The 16,536-nt window shown below is 69.0% G+C and carries 20 protein-coding genes and 1 pseudogene; 8 read left to right on the top strand and 13 right to left on the bottom strand.

Features of this window, described 5'->3' with window-relative positions; translation table 11 throughout:
* Positions 1-83 precede the first annotated feature (83 nt).
* The 4 genes and pseudogenes from AOK01_RS45045 to AOK01_RS15125 all read right to left on the bottom strand — a co-directional run bounded on the left by AOK01_RS45045 (position 84) and on the right by AOK01_RS15125 (position 2,496).
* Positions 84-770 (bottom strand): IS4 family transposase, encoded by a 687-nt coding sequence (locus AOK01_RS45045; protein ID WP_245702261.1) that lies wholly within the window; start codon positions 768-770, stop codon positions 84-86.
* Positions 695-1,195 carry a transposase domain-containing protein gene (locus AOK01_RS45040; protein ID WP_245702264.1) on the bottom strand — a complete coding sequence of 167 codons (501 nt, stop codon included), beginning with the start codon at positions 1,193-1,195 and terminating at the stop codon, positions 695-697. Before AOK01_RS45040 ends, AOK01_RS45045 begins: the two co-directional genes overlap by 76 nt.
* 339 nt (positions 1,196-1,534) lie before the next feature.
* Positions 1,535-1,978, bottom strand: a pseudogene (locus tag AOK01_RS15130) (transposase family protein); the annotation flags it as partial.
* A gap of 77 nt (positions 1,979-2,055) precedes the next feature.
* Entirely contained in the window at positions 2,056-2,496 is a 441-nt protein-coding gene (locus AOK01_RS15125) for a MarR family winged helix-turn-helix transcriptional regulator (protein ID WP_055511775.1), read from the bottom strand.
* 197 nt (positions 2,497-2,693) lie between these two features.
* Between AOK01_RS15125 and AOK01_RS15120 the strand changes: the two genes are divergently transcribed.
* Entirely contained in the window at positions 2,694-3,677 is a 984-nt protein-coding gene (locus AOK01_RS15120) for an amidohydrolase family protein (RefSeq protein ID WP_055511773.1), read from the top strand.
* A gap of 77 nt (positions 3,678-3,754) precedes the next feature.
* Positions 3,755-4,462, top strand: coding sequence for an SDR family NAD(P)-dependent oxidoreductase (locus AOK01_RS15115; RefSeq protein ID WP_055511772.1), 708 nt, complete (start codon positions 3,755-3,757; stop codon positions 4,460-4,462).
* A gap of 208 nt (positions 4,463-4,670) precedes the next feature.
* Here the strand turns inward: AOK01_RS15115 and AOK01_RS15110 are convergent, their stop codons facing one another.
* Positions 4,671-4,829, bottom strand: coding sequence for a hypothetical protein (locus AOK01_RS15110; protein WP_213862099.1), 159 nt, complete (start codon positions 4,827-4,829; stop codon positions 4,671-4,673).
* A 10-nt stretch (positions 4,830-4,839) separates the two neighbouring features.
* Here AOK01_RS15110 and AOK01_RS15105 point away from each other — a divergent pair, with 10 nt between their 5' ends.
* Positions 4,840-5,019, top strand: a complete 180-nt coding sequence (locus AOK01_RS15105; protein WP_055511767.1) for a helix-turn-helix domain-containing protein — start codon at positions 4,840-4,842, stop codon at positions 5,017-5,019.
* A 295-nt stretch (positions 5,020-5,314) separates the two neighbouring features.
* On the opposite strand, the gene AOK01_RS15100 is transcribed toward AOK01_RS15105, so the two are convergent.
* The 6 genes from AOK01_RS15100 to AOK01_RS41125 all read right to left on the bottom strand — a co-directional run bounded on the left by AOK01_RS15100 (position 5,315) and on the right by AOK01_RS41125 (position 9,502).
* The gene (locus AOK01_RS15100; RefSeq protein WP_055511765.1) at positions 5,315-6,151 is read right to left on the bottom strand and encodes an oxidoreductase; all 837 of its coding nucleotides are present in this window, start codon (positions 6,149-6,151) and stop codon (positions 5,315-5,317) included.
* Positions 6,152-6,335: 184 nt separating this feature from the next.
* On the bottom strand, positions 6,336-7,256 hold the full coding sequence (locus AOK01_RS15095; RefSeq protein ID WP_079103431.1) for a helix-turn-helix transcriptional regulator: 921 nt from the start codon (positions 7,254-7,256) through the stop codon (positions 6,336-6,338).
* Positions 7,257-7,388: 132 nt separating this feature from the next.
* Positions 7,389-7,628 (bottom strand): hypothetical protein, encoded by a 240-nt coding sequence (locus AOK01_RS46335; protein ID WP_342671044.1) that lies wholly within the window; start codon positions 7,626-7,628, stop codon positions 7,389-7,391.
* Between the two features lie 475 nt (positions 7,629-8,103).
* Positions 8,104-8,574, bottom strand: a complete 471-nt coding sequence (locus AOK01_RS46330; RefSeq protein ID WP_063792801.1) for a hypothetical protein — start codon at positions 8,572-8,574, stop codon at positions 8,104-8,106.
* Positions 8,487-9,035 carry a trimeric intracellular cation channel family protein gene (locus tag AOK01_RS41130; RefSeq protein WP_063792800.1) on the bottom strand — a complete coding sequence of 183 codons (549 nt, stop codon included), beginning with the start codon at positions 9,033-9,035 and terminating at the stop codon, positions 8,487-8,489. Before AOK01_RS41130 ends, AOK01_RS46330 begins: the two co-directional genes overlap by 88 nt.
* 173 nt (positions 9,036-9,208) lie before the next feature.
* On the bottom strand, positions 9,209-9,502 hold the full coding sequence (locus AOK01_RS41125; RefSeq protein ID WP_055511764.1) for an MDR/zinc-dependent alcohol dehydrogenase-like family protein: 294 nt from the start codon (positions 9,500-9,502) through the stop codon (positions 9,209-9,211).
* Between the two features lie 682 nt (positions 9,503-10,184).
* On the opposite strand from AOK01_RS41125, the gene AOK01_RS46145 reads away from it, so the two are divergent.
* Positions 10,185-10,319 (top strand): bacterioferritin-associated ferredoxin, encoded by a 135-nt coding sequence (locus AOK01_RS46145; RefSeq protein WP_281181358.1) that lies wholly within the window; start codon positions 10,185-10,187, stop codon positions 10,317-10,319.
* 589 nt (positions 10,320-10,908) lie between these two features.
* Positions 10,909-11,190, top strand: coding sequence for a hypothetical protein (locus tag AOK01_RS15080; protein ID WP_055511761.1), 282 nt, complete (start codon positions 10,909-10,911; stop codon positions 11,188-11,190).
* Between the two features lie 778 nt (positions 11,191-11,968).
* On the opposite strand, the gene AOK01_RS15075 is transcribed toward AOK01_RS15080, so the two are convergent.
* Positions 11,969-12,844, bottom strand: coding sequence for an undecaprenyl-diphosphate phosphatase (locus AOK01_RS15075; RefSeq protein WP_055511760.1), 876 nt, complete (start codon positions 12,842-12,844; stop codon positions 11,969-11,971).
* A 398-nt stretch (positions 12,845-13,242) separates the two neighbouring features.
* On the opposite strand from AOK01_RS15075, the gene AOK01_RS15070 reads away from it, so the two are divergent.
* From AOK01_RS15070 to AOK01_RS43545, 3 genes are read left to right on the top strand one after another with little or no spacing between them, the layout of a single operon-like run.
* A complete protein-coding gene (locus tag AOK01_RS15070) occupies positions 13,243-14,430 on the top strand; it encodes a Gfo/Idh/MocA family protein (RefSeq protein WP_055511814.1) in 1,188 nt (395 codons plus the stop codon).
* Positions 14,427-15,389: a DUF6807 domain-containing protein gene (locus AOK01_RS15065; protein ID WP_055511758.1), complete on the top strand. Its 963-nt coding sequence runs from the start codon at positions 14,427-14,429 to the stop codon at positions 15,387-15,389. The genes AOK01_RS15070 and AOK01_RS15065 overlap by 4 nt, the downstream gene beginning before the upstream one ends.
* Positions 15,386-15,538, top strand: a complete 153-nt coding sequence (locus AOK01_RS43545; RefSeq protein ID WP_157871315.1) for a hypothetical protein — start codon at positions 15,386-15,388, stop codon at positions 15,536-15,538. The genes AOK01_RS15065 and AOK01_RS43545 overlap by 4 nt, the downstream gene beginning before the upstream one ends.
* Before the next feature lie 36 nt (positions 15,539-15,574).
* On the opposite strand, the gene AOK01_RS15060 is transcribed toward AOK01_RS43545, so the two are convergent.
* Complete coding sequence (locus tag AOK01_RS15060; protein ID WP_055511756.1) at positions 15,575-16,360, bottom strand: TVP38/TMEM64 family protein; 786 nt, start codon at positions 16,358-16,360, stop codon at positions 15,575-15,577.
* Positions 16,361-16,536 lie beyond the last annotated feature (176 nt).

Raw genomic sequence — 16,536 nt, 5'->3', positions numbered from 1 at the left:
GAGGCTGGCTGCGGAGCCGTCTGGCGGGCAGAAGCCTTTCCAGAAGGTCCTCTTGAAGGACGTGCAGTGCTTTCACCAGGAGCTCAGGGGGAAAAACCGCCCGGGGTGGCAGTCACGCTGCGCCGGGCGGAGCACAGAGTATCGGTGAACGAGATCCGGCCGGGGTCGAGTTTACGGGTGGCAGCGGTTCTCACCATGAGTTCCCGCAGTGCGTGGTGGACCAGGAGGTGAGCCCAGATCTGCTGGAGGACACCGTCAGGTGTCTTGCTGCTGAGGACGACTTTCGCGCCGCGCTGGTAGGTCTTGAGCTCGGCGAATACAGCTTCGGTCTCCCAGCGCTCCCGGTAGAGCGCGGCCAGCTGCCGGGCCGGATAACGGCGAGGATCCAGCAGGGTGGTGACCAGCCGGTAATCACCCGCCGCGGCAGCAGGGCCCGCGTCTTTGAGCTGGTAGGCCAGGACGCGTCCCTGCACCGGATCGCGTTTCGCCCGGTCGGTGCCGGCGTGGATGTCGGAAAGCCAGGATCCGTCCCGCAATGGTGTGCGCACCGGCATGATGCGGTTGGCCGGCACGCGCCACAGCAGGTCGGCGCCGGTCGCGGTGAAGGCCCGCCACAGCGGGACGCCCAGGAACTCACGGTCGGCCATAATCAGCTGACCTGTGCTGCAGGAACGGGGCAGGCGGCCCACGAGGGTCACTTCACCGGTGCGGCAGCCGGCAAGTTCTGCATCCAGCACCGCGTGGCTGCCCACTTCCACCAGGGCTGCCATCCGCACCTGGACGAAGGCACTGCGACCCGTTCCGCGGCCTTGCCAGGGCGGCCGAAAGCCATCTGGTTGGCTCCGGTGTCGGCGACGTCCCAGCAGGTCCCGTCGACGGCCAGCAGCCGCAGGCCCCGCCAGAACGCCCCCGGCGTCGACTCGGTCGCCATGGGTTTCGCAGTCGCCGCGAACAGGACCTGCAGCGGTTCGGATCCCAGCCTCTGGCGGGCTCTGAACAGTGAGGACTTCGCCGGAACGTGCCACTCACCCAGCTGCCCCAGCCCCCGCAGACCCGCCACCAGATGACGCATGACCTCCAGATACGGAGCAGGAGAGAACAGCGCCAGCCCCAACACGAAGTACACCACCAACCGCGCGGGCAGCAGGCGCTTGCGTTGCTCGACACGTCCGCACGCAGCCACCACCCGGTCCACCAACCCTGGCGGATACACCCAGGTCAACAAGCCCAGACCCGATAAGTCAGACGCACTCGCAGTCATCCGCACCACTCCCGGCACCGACTCCCAACCAGCCTACGCCCACGACAAAAGCAACGGCACTTTGCCTAGTCCCTGCGCACTTCACCGGACCTGGAGCCGCTGAGGTCCGCCGTGACGGATCGTCCTTCGCTAGCAAGAAGTGGGCGCCATTCCCCCCTTGGAACTGATCACTTAAAGGCTCCGAGACCGCATACACGGGTGCTCACATTGCACACACCAGCGGGCGACTGCGGGCCATAGCCACAGGTCGGAGCGGTGTTCGGGCGTGTGTGGTCATGCGGCGAGGGCGAGGTTGTTGTGCATGCGGGCGACAGCCTGGACGGCGTGGTGAAGACCGTCGCCGCGTTGCCGGCAGTCGCGGAGGATCTTGTAATTCTTCATGCGGGAGACGGTGTGCTCGACGCGGGCGCGGACCTTGCGGTGCTGCGCGTTGTCCTCTTCCTCACCTTTCGGCAGGGGGCATCCGGGGCGTTTGCGGTGCGGGACGATCAGGCCGGTGTCGATGTGGGCGCCGTGGCCGATGGCTGTCGCACCTTCGCAGTGCGCGGCCAGGCCGGAGTCCCGGCAGGCTGTCGCGTCCGCCGTATTGCCGGGCACAGGACGAGCCGCGGCCACCACCAGACGCGTCTCCGCGTCCACGATGACCGACGACACACCGATCTTGCGATCGCGGACCGGGACGAGAGCGCCGTCCACGATCCACAGCCGCTCGGCGGCTCATCACGACTTCTGCGACACCCCGAGCGTCCCGTTTCAGGGGCAGCTGGTGCCTCCCGCGACCCGCTGCCGTCTGTTCAGCTCCGGCTCACGCGGGCGAGTAGCTGCGACTCGATACGTCGTAGCGTAGTAATTGCCGCCTCCGCCTCAGCGGTGTCAGGGACGGCCTCGTCCAGGAGACGGCTCCACGCGTCCTCAAGGTGGCGCAGGTTTTCGCCCGCCTTCTGCGTCGGATACAGACGCACGCGCCGGGCGTCGCCGGGGTCGGCTTCCCGGCGGACCAGACCCTTCTGCTCCAGCTTGCGTAGTGCCCGACTGAAGTTGCTGGAGATCAGCTGGGTTGCCTCGGCCGCCTGGGTCGGTGTGGTGCCCGGCTGGTGGTCGATGTAGCGCATGACGGCCGCTTCGAGCGGCGTCCACGACTCCGCCGCGTCCGTCTTGGCGGCGTGAAGGTGCCGACTGATCGCCAGGATCAGGTCGGCGAGCTCGAACAGTCTGGCTCTCTGCTTTTCGTCCACACCCACAGGGTAATTTACCCATCAGTAGATTACTATCATTTGACAGGTAACTCGAACACGCCTACCTTTGCCACGAAGAGTAGGAGTTATCCCATCGGAGCTGCACTCGCAGGGCTCCTCCACAGCAGGTGAGACCCCGCACCCCCGCCCCGGCAGCGCGCGGAGTGTGCGCTCGCGACACCGAAGGAACACAGACCATGACCCTGACTGGCATCGAAGAACATTGGATGCTGCCGGAGCTGACCTCGGCCCTCAAGGCCGTATCCCACCCGGACGAGAGCCTCTTCTTCAACGCGCGCGGTGACGCCGGCGAGCGCCTTGAAGATCTTGGCGCGGGCCGGATCGCCACCATGGACGCCCAGGGTATCGACCTGGCCGTTCTCGCCCTCACCCCGCCGGGAACCCAGGCCCTGCCCGCGCGGGAGGCCGTCGCGCTCAGCCGTCTGGCGAACGACACCGCCACCGAAGCGGTCCGCACCCACCCGACAAGGTTCCGGTCACTGTCGACTCTGCCGCTGTCGTCCCCGCAACATGTCGCCGCTGAGCTCGAACGTGCCGCAGCCCAGGGCCACGTAGGAACCATGGTCTACGGCCGCACCGGCGACCGGTTCCTCGACGACCCCGCCTACGAGGACTTCTTCGCCGCAGCCGCCGAGCTGGGTCAGCCAGTCTTCATCCACCCGCAGATCCCCACCGCCGCCCTGCGCGACGCTGCCTATCGGGGCTTCGACCCCATGACCGACCTGGGTCTGGCCACCTTCGGCTGGGGCTGGCACGTGGAAGCGGCGACCGCGGCACTGCGGCTCATCCTGCGTGGCACCTTCGACCGGCACCCCGGTCTGCAGATCGTGCTGGGCCACTGGGGCGAGCTGCTTCCTTTCTGGCTCGACCGGGCTGACAGCCTCACCCACATGGCCGGACTCAAGCGTTCAGTCTCGGACTGCATCCGCACCAACGTCTTCCTGACGACCTCGGGAATGCTCAACCCCGCCCTGCTGCACCACGCCCTGACGGTGACGACCACCGACCGCCTGATCTTCTCCACCGACTACCCCTTCCAGCAGCCCACCCGAGCAGAGATCGATACCTTCTTCGGTCACCTCGCCACCGACGCCGACCGTCACAAGGTCAGCTCGGCCAACGCCGCCGCCCTCTTCGGCATCGACCCCGCCACGTCCTGACCGACGGCCAGAAGGGGACCACTCTCACGACCCCGATCACACGAGAATCCGCACCAGTAACACGGAGATGATGCAACGTGTCGCAGTCCACCACTGATGCCCGAACCGCCCTGATCGTCGGAGCGTCCCGAGGACTCGGATGCGCGATGGCGGCCGAACTCGCCGACCGAGGATGGTCGGTCATCGGCACCGTCCGCGGCAGCGCCCGCACACCGCTGCACGACCTCGCCGACCGACACCCCGAGAACATCCGTATCGAACACCTCGACATCACCCAGCCCGAAGAACTCCCGCCTCTGCGCGATCGGCTGACCGGAACTGAACTCGACGTGTTGTTTGTCAACGCGGGCACCACCAACAACGAACAGACCCCCATCGGCGATGTCCCCACCAAGGACTTCATCGACGTCATGGTGACCAACACCCTCAGCCCTCTGCGCGTCATCGAAGCACTCGATGAGCTGGTCATCCCCACCGGCCTGATCGGTGTCATGTCCTCAGGTCAGGGCAGCATCACCAACAACACCAACGGACTCCGCGAGGTCTACCGCGGCAGCAAGGCCGCGCTCAACATGTTCATGCGCAGCTACGCCGCCCGCCAGACCGCCACCGACCGCTCACTGCTGCTCATGGCCCCGGGCTGGATCCGCACCGCCCTCGGAGGTGACGACGCCCCGTACACGGTCGAGGAGAGCACCCCGCTCCTTGTGGATGTCCTGCTCTCACACCTCGACAACAAGGGTCTGGCCTTCCTGGACCGAAACGGCCAGCCCGTCCCCTGGTGACTTGGTGGTCGGCGCTGGAAGTTCTGCGGGGGTGGACTTGAAGCACTCGTCTTGTGGAGTCCAGGTAGCGGAGCGGACGTGCCACTGGTCTCGTTTCGCATGACGCCAGCGTGGCCCACTGGGAGATCCGGACCTGGACCCGGTCTGTGGCAGCGGGTGCGCCCAGTTTCCGTCCACGGTTTCCGGGCTGGTTACCAGCCGCAGCGGGTCAGCCGCGCACCGCAGCCAGGCACTCGTCGTACATGCCCATGATTTCGCCCTCGCCGTCGTTGGCGACCCACGTGATCGATGCGGCATCCAGGCACCCGAACGCCGTCGCAGATACCGCGCGGGCCTTCGCGCCCTCGTTGCCGGTAGCTGCCTCCATACGGGTCTCGATGAGCGGCATCGATCTCGCCGAGCAACTCCTCGAAGCAGGCGATCTCACTGTCGACGACGTCACCCGGCGGTTTGGCCTCGGAACCGCCGCCAACTTCCGCACCCGGTTCCGCAAAGCGACAGGTACCAGCCCATCCGCCTACCGCACGGCCTTCGTCCGCCGCCTGGTAACACCGTAGCCCGGTCTCGCCCAGGTGGCGCCGACCACCGGCCTCACCGCCCCGGACCGGCCCGCTTGCCTCAGCTTCAATTGGGCCTGTGCCGCTCAACCACGCTTTAGGGGAGCATTGTCGGCAATCGGCAAAAAAGGTGGCCTCTGCCGTTGCCGTGTGCGAATCGACCTCAAGCGTGGGACGCCGGGGCGGAGCAGCCAGCCTCCGGGCCGGCGGGCACATCGTCGCCAAGCAGGACGAGGACATCGCCCTGGTCAACATGTGCAGGATGCGCGCGGTCACCGTCGACGCGCGGGCGGCCTCAGTCTTTCTGGAAGTCGGTAGACACCGCGAGGGCGCGCCACAGGTCGAGTTCCTCGGCGACCGAGGCGAGCTTGCCCTCGACCAGGCCGACGCAGTCGCTGCCCAGTTGCAGGCGCAGCGGCGGCCGGTCGGCGGCGGCGAGTTCCAGGATGACGGCGGCAGCCTTCGCCGGGTTCCCCGGCTGGCGCCCGTCGTTGCCGTCGATCGCGGTGTGGAGCGCGCCGACGGTCTCGTCGTAGTCGGGGATGCGGACCGGCGCCTGCTGCTTGCTCACCGGGCTGAGGAACCCGGTGCGGAAGGAGCCGGGCTCCACCACCGTGGCGTGGACGCCCAGTGGCGCCAGTTCGCCGCGCAGCGCCTCGGTGATCGCCTCGACCGCGAACTTGGACGCCCCGTACAGCCCGCGGCCGGGGCCCGCGACGAATCCGGCGCTGGAGCTGATGTTGACGACGTGTCCGGCCCGCTGCCGCCGCAGCGTCGGCAGGGCGGCGCGGGTGACGTTGAGCATGCCGAACACGTTCGTGTCGAACAGGGCGCGCACCTGGGTGTCAGAGGTCTCCTCGACACTGCCGAACAGGCCGTAGCCGGCGTTGTTCACCAGCACGTCGATCCGTCCGAACCTCTCGACGGCCGCGTGGACGGCCGTGGCCGCCTGTTCGGGGTCGGTGACGTCGAGCGCGACGGCGAGCAGACGATCGCCCGCCTCGGGAAGCGCCTTCTCGACGGCGTACGGGTCGCGCGCGGCGGCGACAACCTGATCGCCTTGAGCGAGCGCCGCTTCGGTCAGCTCCTTGCCGAACCCGCGCGAGGCGCCGGTGATGAACCAGACAGACATGAGTACTCCGTAAGTTGCTGGGTGGCCCGGCCGATGGTCGGCCCGGCTGGTGGTGGGCCCGGCCATCGGTCGCGCCCGGCGCTCGCACAGCGCCGCAGGCAAGGAAGCCGCCTCCGGCCGTCGCGCCCCGCACGCAGCGCTCGCCTCGGTGCGGCGGTGTGCCCTCCCGCGGCGGGCAGGGTGGTCAGCGGTCGCCGTCTTCGGCGGCGCTGCCCTCCCGCGCAGCGCGACCCGCGCTTCGCGCGCTCCCGTCGCCCGGGCGGTCCGGGGCGGTGGCCGGCGGGCTGGAGTAGCTGCCCAGCAGGGCGAGGGCGTCGTCCTCGCGGCTGCCCGGCTCGGCGTGGTACACCACCAGGTGCTGGCCAGGAGCGCCGGGTATGGTCAGGTTTTCGAAGCGCAGCGCCAGCTCACCGACCAGCGGATGGCACAGATGCTTGACCTCCGCCGTCTTGGCCCGCACCTCCTGTCGCGCCCAGAGTTGGGCGAACCGCGCGCTGCCCAGTGACAGCTCCCCCACCAGCTCGGCGAGCCGGCGATCGCCCGGGTCAGTGTTCGCGGTGCGCAGCGCCGCCACGCACCCCTCGCCGATCCGCTCCCAGTCCCGGTAGAAGCTCCGGGCCGTCGAGTCCAGGAAGATCGCCCGCAGCAGGTTGTTCTCCTCGCCGAGCCAGGAGAACAGCGCCTCGCCGAGCGGGTTGGCGGCCAGCAGGTCCATGTACCGGCCGTAGACCAGGGCGGGGGTCTGCTGCCAGACCTCCAGCAGGGCGACGAGCCCGGGAGCGGCCCGCTCGCGGCGGCGCGTCCGGCGCGAGCGGGCCGACACGGCGGGCTCGGCCAGCTCCCGCAGGTACGCCACCGCCTCCTCGTCCAGCAGCAGCGCCTGGGCCAGCGCGGCGAGGACCTGCGGCGAGGGGTGCTTGTCCCGGCCCTGTTCGAGCCGCACGTAGTAGTCGGTGCTGACGCGCGCCAGCATCGCCACCTCTTCGCGCCGCAGGCCGGGCGTGCGGCGCGTCCCGGCGGGCATGCCGTGATCCTCGGGCCGGACCAGGGCACGCCGGGCCCTGAGGAACCCGCCCAGTCCGTGCACCGCCTCCTGCTCGCCCATCACGCACCTCCTCCTCCGCGACCTGGTCTTTCGCCTCCTGCCCTCTCGACACTACGAAACATCCGCCCACGCCGGGTGGCCCCACCAGGTCCCCCCAGCCCGCCTCTGCCGCCGCCCGGTCCGGTCTCCTTGCTACGCCGGGGGCTGTTCCCGGGCGCCGTAGCGGATGGGGAGGGTCAGTACTCCTCGCATCATGCCGGTGGAGATCCACGGCAGGTCCGAGGACAGGGCGACGAGTTCGAGGTCGGGCAGGCGGCACAGGACGGCCTGGTGGGCCACCGTCGCCTCCAGCCGGGCCAGCGGCGCGCCAAGGCAGTGGTGGATGCCGTGGCCGAAGGACAGGTGGCGCGCGGACGGCCGGGTGACGTCCAGCTCGTCGGCGGGCCGGCCGTCGGGATTTTCTGGACGTCAAGCCTTCTGAGAGTAGTGCGGGGGAAGGCGTGCTGTATGGCATTCTCGGTGTCGTCTCGCAAAGACATGGACGCTGTCAAGGCCCGCTGAAATCACGGGTGGTGTCCGGAACCGACCTCCAATCGGTGCCAGCGAACCCTCCAGGATTGCCCGTCTTGGGGGCTTTCGTATGCTTGGCTCTGGCGGAGACTGGCATCCTGATCGGGTCGGCCAACTCGGGCCCACTCAAAGGCAGGCTCAGGGGGATCGCCTCAAGCTGCCCCCGATCGTCTCTGCATCCGTCCTAGCAGGTCACAGTCGTTTCGGCTGCCATGATGCCGGAGGGCGGCTCACGCATTACCAGCGCGAGTCTGCGTTTTCGTTGCCGAGGGCGAAACACCAGCTCGCCGAATACACCTCGGTACGGGCCCTCGCAAGGTTCTCGAAGAGCATGTGCCTACGAGCGCGGGTGTAGACCCCTGTTCCCGTCCTCGCTCTTCTCGGGCGGCAGCTCGCGGTGCGGGCCGTCCGGGCGCAGGGGGCGGGGCGTTGCGGGGCCGCGTAACAGGATGCGCGGATCGGGTACCGGTTCGCGGCCATGCGGCCGCAGGTTCGGGCGCTGCAGCCTGATCGTGTCCGCCTCTACCTGACTCAGGGCCACCGTGTCCGTCTCGGTGGGTGGAGTCGCCGTGTACGGGCTCGGTTTGGTGGTCGGTGCCTGGCGCAGGTCCGAGAAGGGGTGGCGCCAGAAGTGGGAGCGCGGGGTGCGCCAGCGGTAGCGCAGGGCGAGCAGGCGCAGCAGGAAGGCGAAGACGGCCGCGCCGACGGTGGAGGCGACGTTCAGCAGGCCGGCCAGGTGGAGTACGGCGACCGAGCCCGCGCCGACGAGCGCGGGCAGCGCGTACAGGTCCCGGTCCCACCGCAGCAACGAGGGCACCTCCAGGGCCAGCAGGCTGGCCAGCACCCCGCCCCCCCCACGGCACTCGCGCAGCCCAGGGTGACCGCGGCCGGGACGTTCAGACCATGCGCCAGCGCCTTGATGGTGCCGGAGACGCTGAACAGCCCGAGCGCTCCGGCATCCGACACGTCGAACAGGGCGCTGCTGCTGACCAGACGGCCGGTGGAGAGCCGGTGACCGAAGTAGACCAGCGCGGCCGCGCCGATCGGGGTGAAGAAGTAGCCGAGATCGGTGAAGGCGACCGGCTGCACCCGCAACACCAGGTCCCGGAAGAAGCCCCCGCCCAGCCCGGCGGCCTCGCTCAGGATGACCGTTCCGAAGATGTCGAAGTCCCGGCGCACCGCGATGAACGCACCGGACAGCGCGAACGCGAAGATGGCCACCAGGTCCATGACGTACTGGGCGACGCCGCTCAGATCCTCGATCGGCATGGGACGGGGCCTCCGTGAGGTGATGAACAAGGGATACGAAGCGATACGGATGCGGCGAACGTCACGCACCGGGGCACACACCCGAACAGGGCGCCCCGAAACCACAGATGCCTCGCTCGCCCGTCAAGTTCCCACGGACCGCCTGTTGTTACAAACCATGGTCAGAGACCTTGTCAAAGGGTGGAGGCGTCCAGGACCAGGCGGTAGCGGACGCCGCCTGCCTCCAGACGCTTGAACGCGGTGCACATGGCCTGTTCGGCGGTGATGATTCCGGTCACGGCCGTGATGTCGCGCGCCGCGCACAAATCCAGCATGTCGCGGGTCTCCTGGACGCTTCCCATCGAGGTGCCCGTCAGGCGCCGGCGACTGCTGATCAACTGGCCCACGGGAACGGTCAGCAGTTCGCTCGGCGTACCTGCCATGACCAGCGTGCCGTTGACGTCCAGCAGAGCGAGCAGCGGAGCCATGTCCGAGACGGCCGAGACGGCCGAGACGGCCGAGATGATGGGTCGAAGACGTCGATGGGTGCGTCCGCGACCGTGGAGAAGACGGTGGCGCCGAAGCGTCGGCCGTCGTCCGCCTTGGCCGGTCGCGGTTGAGCACGGTGACCTGCGCGCCCATCGCTGCCGCCAGCTTCGCGCCGAGGTGCCCGAGCCCGCCCATGCCTGCGATCGCCCCCCGTGTGCCCGGACCGGTCCGCCACTGCCGCAGTGCCGAGTACATGGTGATCTCCGCGCACATCAGGGGCGCCGCCGCCATGTCCAGGCCCGGGGGAAGCCGGTGCACCAACCCCCAACTTCCATGGTCGTCCCTCGCCCATACCGGCCTGACCATCCGCCCGCCACACCCACCGAACTTACAAAGAGATCAGTAAGGCCCGTCTCATAGATCACGCCTGTGAGAGGCGGCTTGGCCCGCCCATCTGCAGCGTTACCATCAGCCGTCATGGTTTCGCCTCATCGGGTCCCCAGCCATGGCGGAGACAGGCGCCACACCGCCTCTCAAGGGCGCGTGTTTCGGCCCGGGCGTAGACGGCCTGATCCCCGGACACCGCCTAGGTCGTTTCTGACGGCTCTTGGTGGACTGGGTGGATCTCGTAGTCGGCTGGGCAGGACGCCCGTATGGTGCGGCGACTGGACGGCGCGGAGATTGTCGACGGTCCGTGTCCACTCGATCTGCGGGGGGACCGACCTGCCGCACGGCCAGGTGATCGGGGTACTGGTGGCGAACCGGCTGACCGCTCCCGCGCCGCTGTTCCGCGTCGCGGACTGGGCGAGCGCGTGAGAGGCCGCCAGAGGTCTGGTTGGAGGCCGATACGTGTCCCCGCTGGTGCCTTGACGAGCCTCATCGGTGTCTTGCTCGGGGCTTCGGCGATCAGTGTCGTTGCCGCGTCAGGCCGGTGGCAGCAGAACGTCTCCTGATGGACACCACCGCAACCCGGGGATGCCCATGACGAGACGCCGACGTGACAATCAGGTAGGAAGGCCGGATCGTCCGGCCCTCCTACCCGATTGCTACTCCGGCAGAAGAGCAGCTCAAGCTCAACTTCCGAAGACCATCCGCAGGACGAAGAATGAGCCGACGCAAAACGCTGCCATGCTGATCAACAGACAGCCGGGCATCCCGCAGCTGGTCTTCTCGACCGGATACGACTCCGCTGCAGTCATGACCTTGTGGTCACCGACCACCGCCTGGACATGGGCCAAGAACACATCCCCGTGTCGAGGTGTTTGAGCTCACGTATCTACGACGCCGAAATCGCACGTGTACTCCGACGAGCCGCCGTTCGACGGATGGGGCGACCCCCGGCCCGACACTGACCTGCCGCGACCCACCGTGCGGCTCTGACACCTCGCGACGCGGAGCGACGTACGTGACCACGCCCCTCAAAGCCCTCCCCGATTACGGGCCGCGCCAGTTCGGCGACCGGATCGCCTTCTCGGAGTGGCAGTTCGAGCGGGCCCTGCGACTGGGGCTGATCCCCGCCGCCGACCGGGCCGGCCGCTGGTCGGCGGCCGTCTTCGACGACGTCCTCGCCCGCCTCGACGCCATACGTGCAGTTGTCGGCAGCGTGCCCGATGTCGGGGCGACCTGCGCGGAGGAGTACCTCGCGGATCCTCGAAGAGCACTCACGGACCGCCGCCCCGTTGCCTGACGCATCCCAGCGCAGGAACTTCAAACGACCGAGAACTGCGGCTGCTCATGCCAACGAATATCGATCGAAGAGGCGAGGCCTTCCAGCGATTCGAGGCACTTCTCCCGGTTCGCCTCGGAGGGCGGCGACCGCGAGGCGGTCTGTGGACGAGGACTTCACCGAGAGCCTTCATGACCGCGGCCTGCGCGTCCACGTCGTCGAGCGCCGTCCATGCGGCGGTGGGAGTGGATGCACTCATCAGCCGCATGAGGGCGTTGGACGACCCGATGCGAGCCAGACGGGACTCCATATCCGCGAGTTCGCTCACGGTGACCTCTGTCGCCACCTCCAGCTGCCGCGCACTCAGCTCTCCTGCGGCGTAGTCCATCGTGATCTGGTCGAGCCGGGATCGCAGTCGGTTCGCCTCGTCACGCAGGCGTCGAACTTCCCCCACGGGGTTGTTCTCCGGCTACTGGCGGATCGCGGGCTCTCCCGTCCTGCGGCGGGCCCTGCGCAACGCCTACTGGGACGACTTCGGCCTGCACATGCTCAAACCGACCTGGCACCGGTTGAGATCAGCTCGGTGAACCGCCGGATGCGGGCCCGCATGTCCGGTGGTGCGAGAGGAGGGCCGGGCGACCCGGCCCTCCTGCTCGATGCATCCCTTGCTTTGCGGGCGCTCACGTCCTGGGGGAGTGCATCCCGACTCCCAAGTGGGAGACGAGTGGGAGATGATCATGGCGTGGTGATGCAGTCAGGCGCTAGAAAATGCTAGGTAGCGCTACATCTGTGCACTGCCTCAGCCCGCCGACTCCGCCGCGTGCGGGCTCAGCGCGCCCATGCTGACCAGCACGATGATCAGGATGCCGAGCGCGATGCGGTAGTAGACGAACGGCATGAAGCTCTTGGTCGTGATGAACTTCATGAACCACGCGATGACCACGTAACCCACCACGAAAGCGATGACCGTGGCGAAGGCCGTGGGGCCCCACGAGACATGGCCGCCCTCACTCGCGTCCTTCAGTTCGAACGCGCCGGAGGCGAGCACCGCGGGGACGGCGAGCAGGAACGAGTAGCGGGCCGCGGCCTCGCGGTTGTAGCCCATGAGGAGGCCGCCGCTGATGGTGGCGCCGGAGCGTGACACGCCGGGGACGAGGGCCATCGCCTGGCAGACGCCGTAGATCAGACCGTCCTTCACACTCAGGTCCTTGAGCGTCTTGCGCTCTCTCGCGGCCCGGTGCTTCCCGCCGATCTCGTCACGCGCCGCGAGCCGGTCCGCCACGCCCAGAATGATGCCCATCACGATCAGCGTGGTCGCGGTGACGCGCAGATCGCGGAACGGGCCCTCGATCTGGTCCTTGAGCGTGACGCCGAGCACGCCGATCGGAATCGAGCCGATGATCACGAGCCAGCCCATCTGGGCGTCGTGGTCCTGGCGCATCGCCTTGTTCGTGAGCGAGCGGAACCAGGCCGAGACGATCCGGGCGATGTCCTTGCGGAAGTAGATCAGCACAGCGGTCTCTGTGCCGATCTGCGTGATCGCGGTGAAGGCCGCTCCCGGGTCCTCCCATCCCGCGAACGCCGCGGTCAGCCGCAGGTGCGCGCTGGAGGAGACGGGGAGGAACTCGGTCAGCCCCTGGACGAGTCCGAGGATGAGGGATTCAAACCAAGACATGAAGTTACGTGATCCAAGTGCTGATGGCGTGAGCGCAGCGAATGGGCGGACGGACGTGCCGTGTTGTCGTCTGCGGTGATCAGGCGCGTCCGGGGCAGCGTAGCGCCCCCGGATGACGGTGTGACGACAGGGCCTCCCCAGTGGATGTCCCGAGAGCCGACGGGGTGTCTACGGGGATGTCTACGGGGGTGTTGACCCGCGACGATGCCGCCGCTTACGTTTCCGCGAGGAGTGAAAGCGCTTGCTGTCATCGAGGGCCGTCTCGTGGTCACCGTCACGGGCAGGCGTCCGCCAGGTCCGCTGTCACGTCCGATGGAGCGCTGATCCCGTCCATGCGTACTTCCCGCGACGCCCCCACCAGCAAGCCGACCGAGCACCAGGACACGGAGCCGCACGGCATGGAGCCCCGGGACACCGTGCGCCGGAGCGCCGCGTACGCGAGGCGGGCCGGCGCCCCGTTCGACGGCCGTCGCATCAGGGCCGCCGTCATCGGCACCGGAGCCATCGCCTCCGGCAGCCATCTGCCCGCGCTGGCCGCCCTCGCCGCCGAGGGAGAGGTGGAGATCGTCGCCGCGGTCGACATCGACGCCGACGCGGTGAAGCGGTTCCGCGCGGACAGCGGAGTCCCGCACGGATACACCGATCTCGACCGGATGCTGGCCGAACAGCGCCCGGACCTCGTCTCCGTCTGCACCCCGCCGACCCTGCACCGCGCGCAGAGCGTCGCCGCGCTGCGCGCCGGTGCCTGGGTGTGGTGCGAGAAGCCGCCCGTGCCGAGCCTCGCCGACTTCGACGCCGTGGAGGCACAGGAGGGCACCGAAGGCGGCCCCTACGCCTCCATCGTCTTCCAGCACCGCTTCGGCTCCGGCGCGCGGCACGTACGCCGCCTGATCGCCGACCGGGCCATGGGGCGGCCTCTCGTGGCCCACTGCCAGACCACCTGGTACCGCGACGCCGCCTATTACGCCGTGCCCTGGCGCGGTCGGTGGGAGACCGAGGGCGGCGGCCCCGCCATGGGTCACGGCATCCACCAGATGGACCTCCTGCTCGACCTGCTCGGGCCGTGGAGCGAGGTGCGGGCCATGGCCGGACGCCTGGTGCACGACGTGCAGACGGAGGATGTCTCCACCGCCCTGGTGCGCTTCGGGAGCGGCGCCCTCGCGACCGTCGTGAACAGCGTCCTCAGTCCCGACGAGGTCAGCCGCATACGGATCGACTGCGAGCGCGCGACGGTCGAACTCACCCACCTCTACGAGCACAGCAACGACAGCTGGCGGATCACCCCGGCGCCCCACACGCCGGCCGACGACGTGGCGGCCTGGCGGGACTTCGGCGCCGACGAGCCCAGTTCGCACCTGGCCCAGTTGCGTGACCTCGTCGCGAGCATGCGCGCGGGCGAGCGGCCGCGCAGCAGCGGCGCCGACGGGCGTACCAGCCTCGAACTGATCACCGCGCTCTACAAGTCGGCGTTCACGGACACGACCGTCCGCGCCGGCGAGATCGGCCCCGGCGACCTCTACTACACGGCCCTGCACGGCGGCGCGCCCGGCTGGGCACCCGCGACGCACGAGGAGGCATCGGCATGACGGCACACGGCGGACTGCGCATCGGGCACGCCCACGGCGACCGCGTCACGGTCACCGAACCCACCACCGGCGTGGAGCTGTTCAGCTATGTCTACGGTCCGGAGGCGGCCTGGGAGGCGCCGAAGCCGTATCTGCACCCGCTCAGGACGCTCGCGGGCAACGTTGTCACGGACTACCGGCCCAACGACCACCGCTGGCACAAGGGTCTGCAGATGACCGCCTCGCATCTGTCGGGGGCGAACCTGTGGGGCGGCAACACATACGTTCACGGAAAGGGGTATCTCGAACTCCCTGAGCGTGTCGGGTCGATGCGGCACGTCAAGTTCGACCAGTTCGACCAGACCGACCAGATCGAGGTGGACCGTACGGGGACGGGTGGTGCGGTCATCGTCGAGCGGCTCACCTGGCATCCGTACGACGGCTCGCTCTGGGCGGCGGAGGAGCGCCGTGTCGAGGTGCACGACGTGGCCCCGGAGTCCGGCTCCTGGGCGCTGACCTGGACGACCTCCGTCACCAACCGGCGGGACGAACCGCTGCGGTTCGGCAGCCCCACGACGGCCGGGCGCGAGATGGCCGGCTATACGGGCCTGTTCTGGCGCGGCCCCCGCGGTTTCCGGAGCGGGCGGATCATCGGCCCGGACGCCGGGGGGCCGGAGCTGATGGGGCAGCAGGCGCCATGGCTGGCGTACTGCGCGGAGCACGATGTCAGCGACGGGTACGCGACGCTCGTCTTCGCGCACGCACCCGAGAACGACCACACGGGCGAAGGCGGCGCCCACCCCGCCCACTGGTTCGTCCGCAACGAGCCCTTCGCCGCCGTCGCGCCCTCCTTCGCCTTCTTCGACGAGCTGGAGCTCGCGCCCGGCGACACGCTCACGCGCCGCTACCGTGTCGTCGTGGCCGACGGTGCCTGGGAGCGCGAGAAGATCGCCAAGTACCTGGCGGAGCACCCGTGGTGAGCCGCGCGGAAGGTGCCACGGCGCTGCCCGGCGGGGTCGCCGTCTCGCATCTCTTGGTCTACGACCGGCCCGCCGACTACGCCGAACAGCCGTCGGCGCACGGCAGGTTCGGGAGGTGCGGCCGACTCGACGTGTACCGGACGACGTAGGCCGGGGAGAGCGGGAGGCCGGAAGAGGGGCCTGGGTCAGTGGGCGCGGAAGTGGTGGCGTTTGCGCCAGGCGACGATCGCGCCCGCCAGCGCCGGGAGCGCGATGAAGGCCATGGCGATCAGGAAGGCGGGGGAGGTCGGAGCCGAGGCACGGGCGCCGGCGACGGCGTACGCGGCGGTGTTGGGGATCGAGCCGAGGCCCGTGGCGAGGAGGAAGGCGAACCAGCCCATGCGGGACACGGACGCGCAGTAGTTCGCGGCCCAGAACGGCACGCCGGGGAAGAGCCGCGCGGCCATCATCGAACGGAAGCCGTGCCGGCTGAGCTGTCCGTCGGCGGCCTGCAGCCAACGCCCGCGCAGCAGGGGGCGCAGCGCGTCCTGTCCGAGCATCCGGCCGAGCCCGAAGGCGATCCCGGCCCCGAGGACCGTACCGGCGAGCGCGGTCCCGAGCCCCAGCTGCGAGCCGAAGAGGGCACCCGCCCCGAGGTTGAGGAGCGGCCTGGGCACGAACGCGACCGTGCACAGTCCGTACGCCACCGCGAAGACCACGGCCGCCGCGGCACCGTTCAGCTGGGGCGGCCAGCCGTCGGCCAGCAGCTTCTGCGGCTCGAACAGCAGCACCGTCGTGGCGGCCGACACCAGCAGCGCCACCAGCAGCGAGAGCCGGGACCACGGCGACAGCAGTGCTCTTGTGCAGCGGGCGGCCAGGCCTGTCGGCGCGGCGGCGAACTCGGCGGCGAACTCTGCGGAGACGAGTTCCGTTGCGGGAAGCGGGGGAGTGACCGTGGCGGTGCCCCCAGAGCGGGTGGTGGCATCGAGCATCCGGCGACACTAACTGACCCATGTATGTGATCGCCGTATGGTTCGTCTCACGGGCGTCACAGCTTCCGGAACGTCGGATGACGGTTCGAGGCCGCGGCACAGGGTTTTCGCGGACACCGTGCCGCGGCGGCCGGCCGTCACGTACGCCGCCGCGGCCGGTTCGCAACGGGCCGGGT

This window comes from Streptomyces aurantiacus (genome assembly GCF_001418335.1).
Classification (GTDB): domain Bacteria; phylum Actinomycetota; class Actinomycetes; order Streptomycetales; family Streptomycetaceae; genus Streptomyces; species Streptomyces aurantiacus.
The sequence above is the reverse complement of the archived record's forward strand: the minus strand, read 5'-3'. Positions and strand labels throughout refer to the sequence as shown.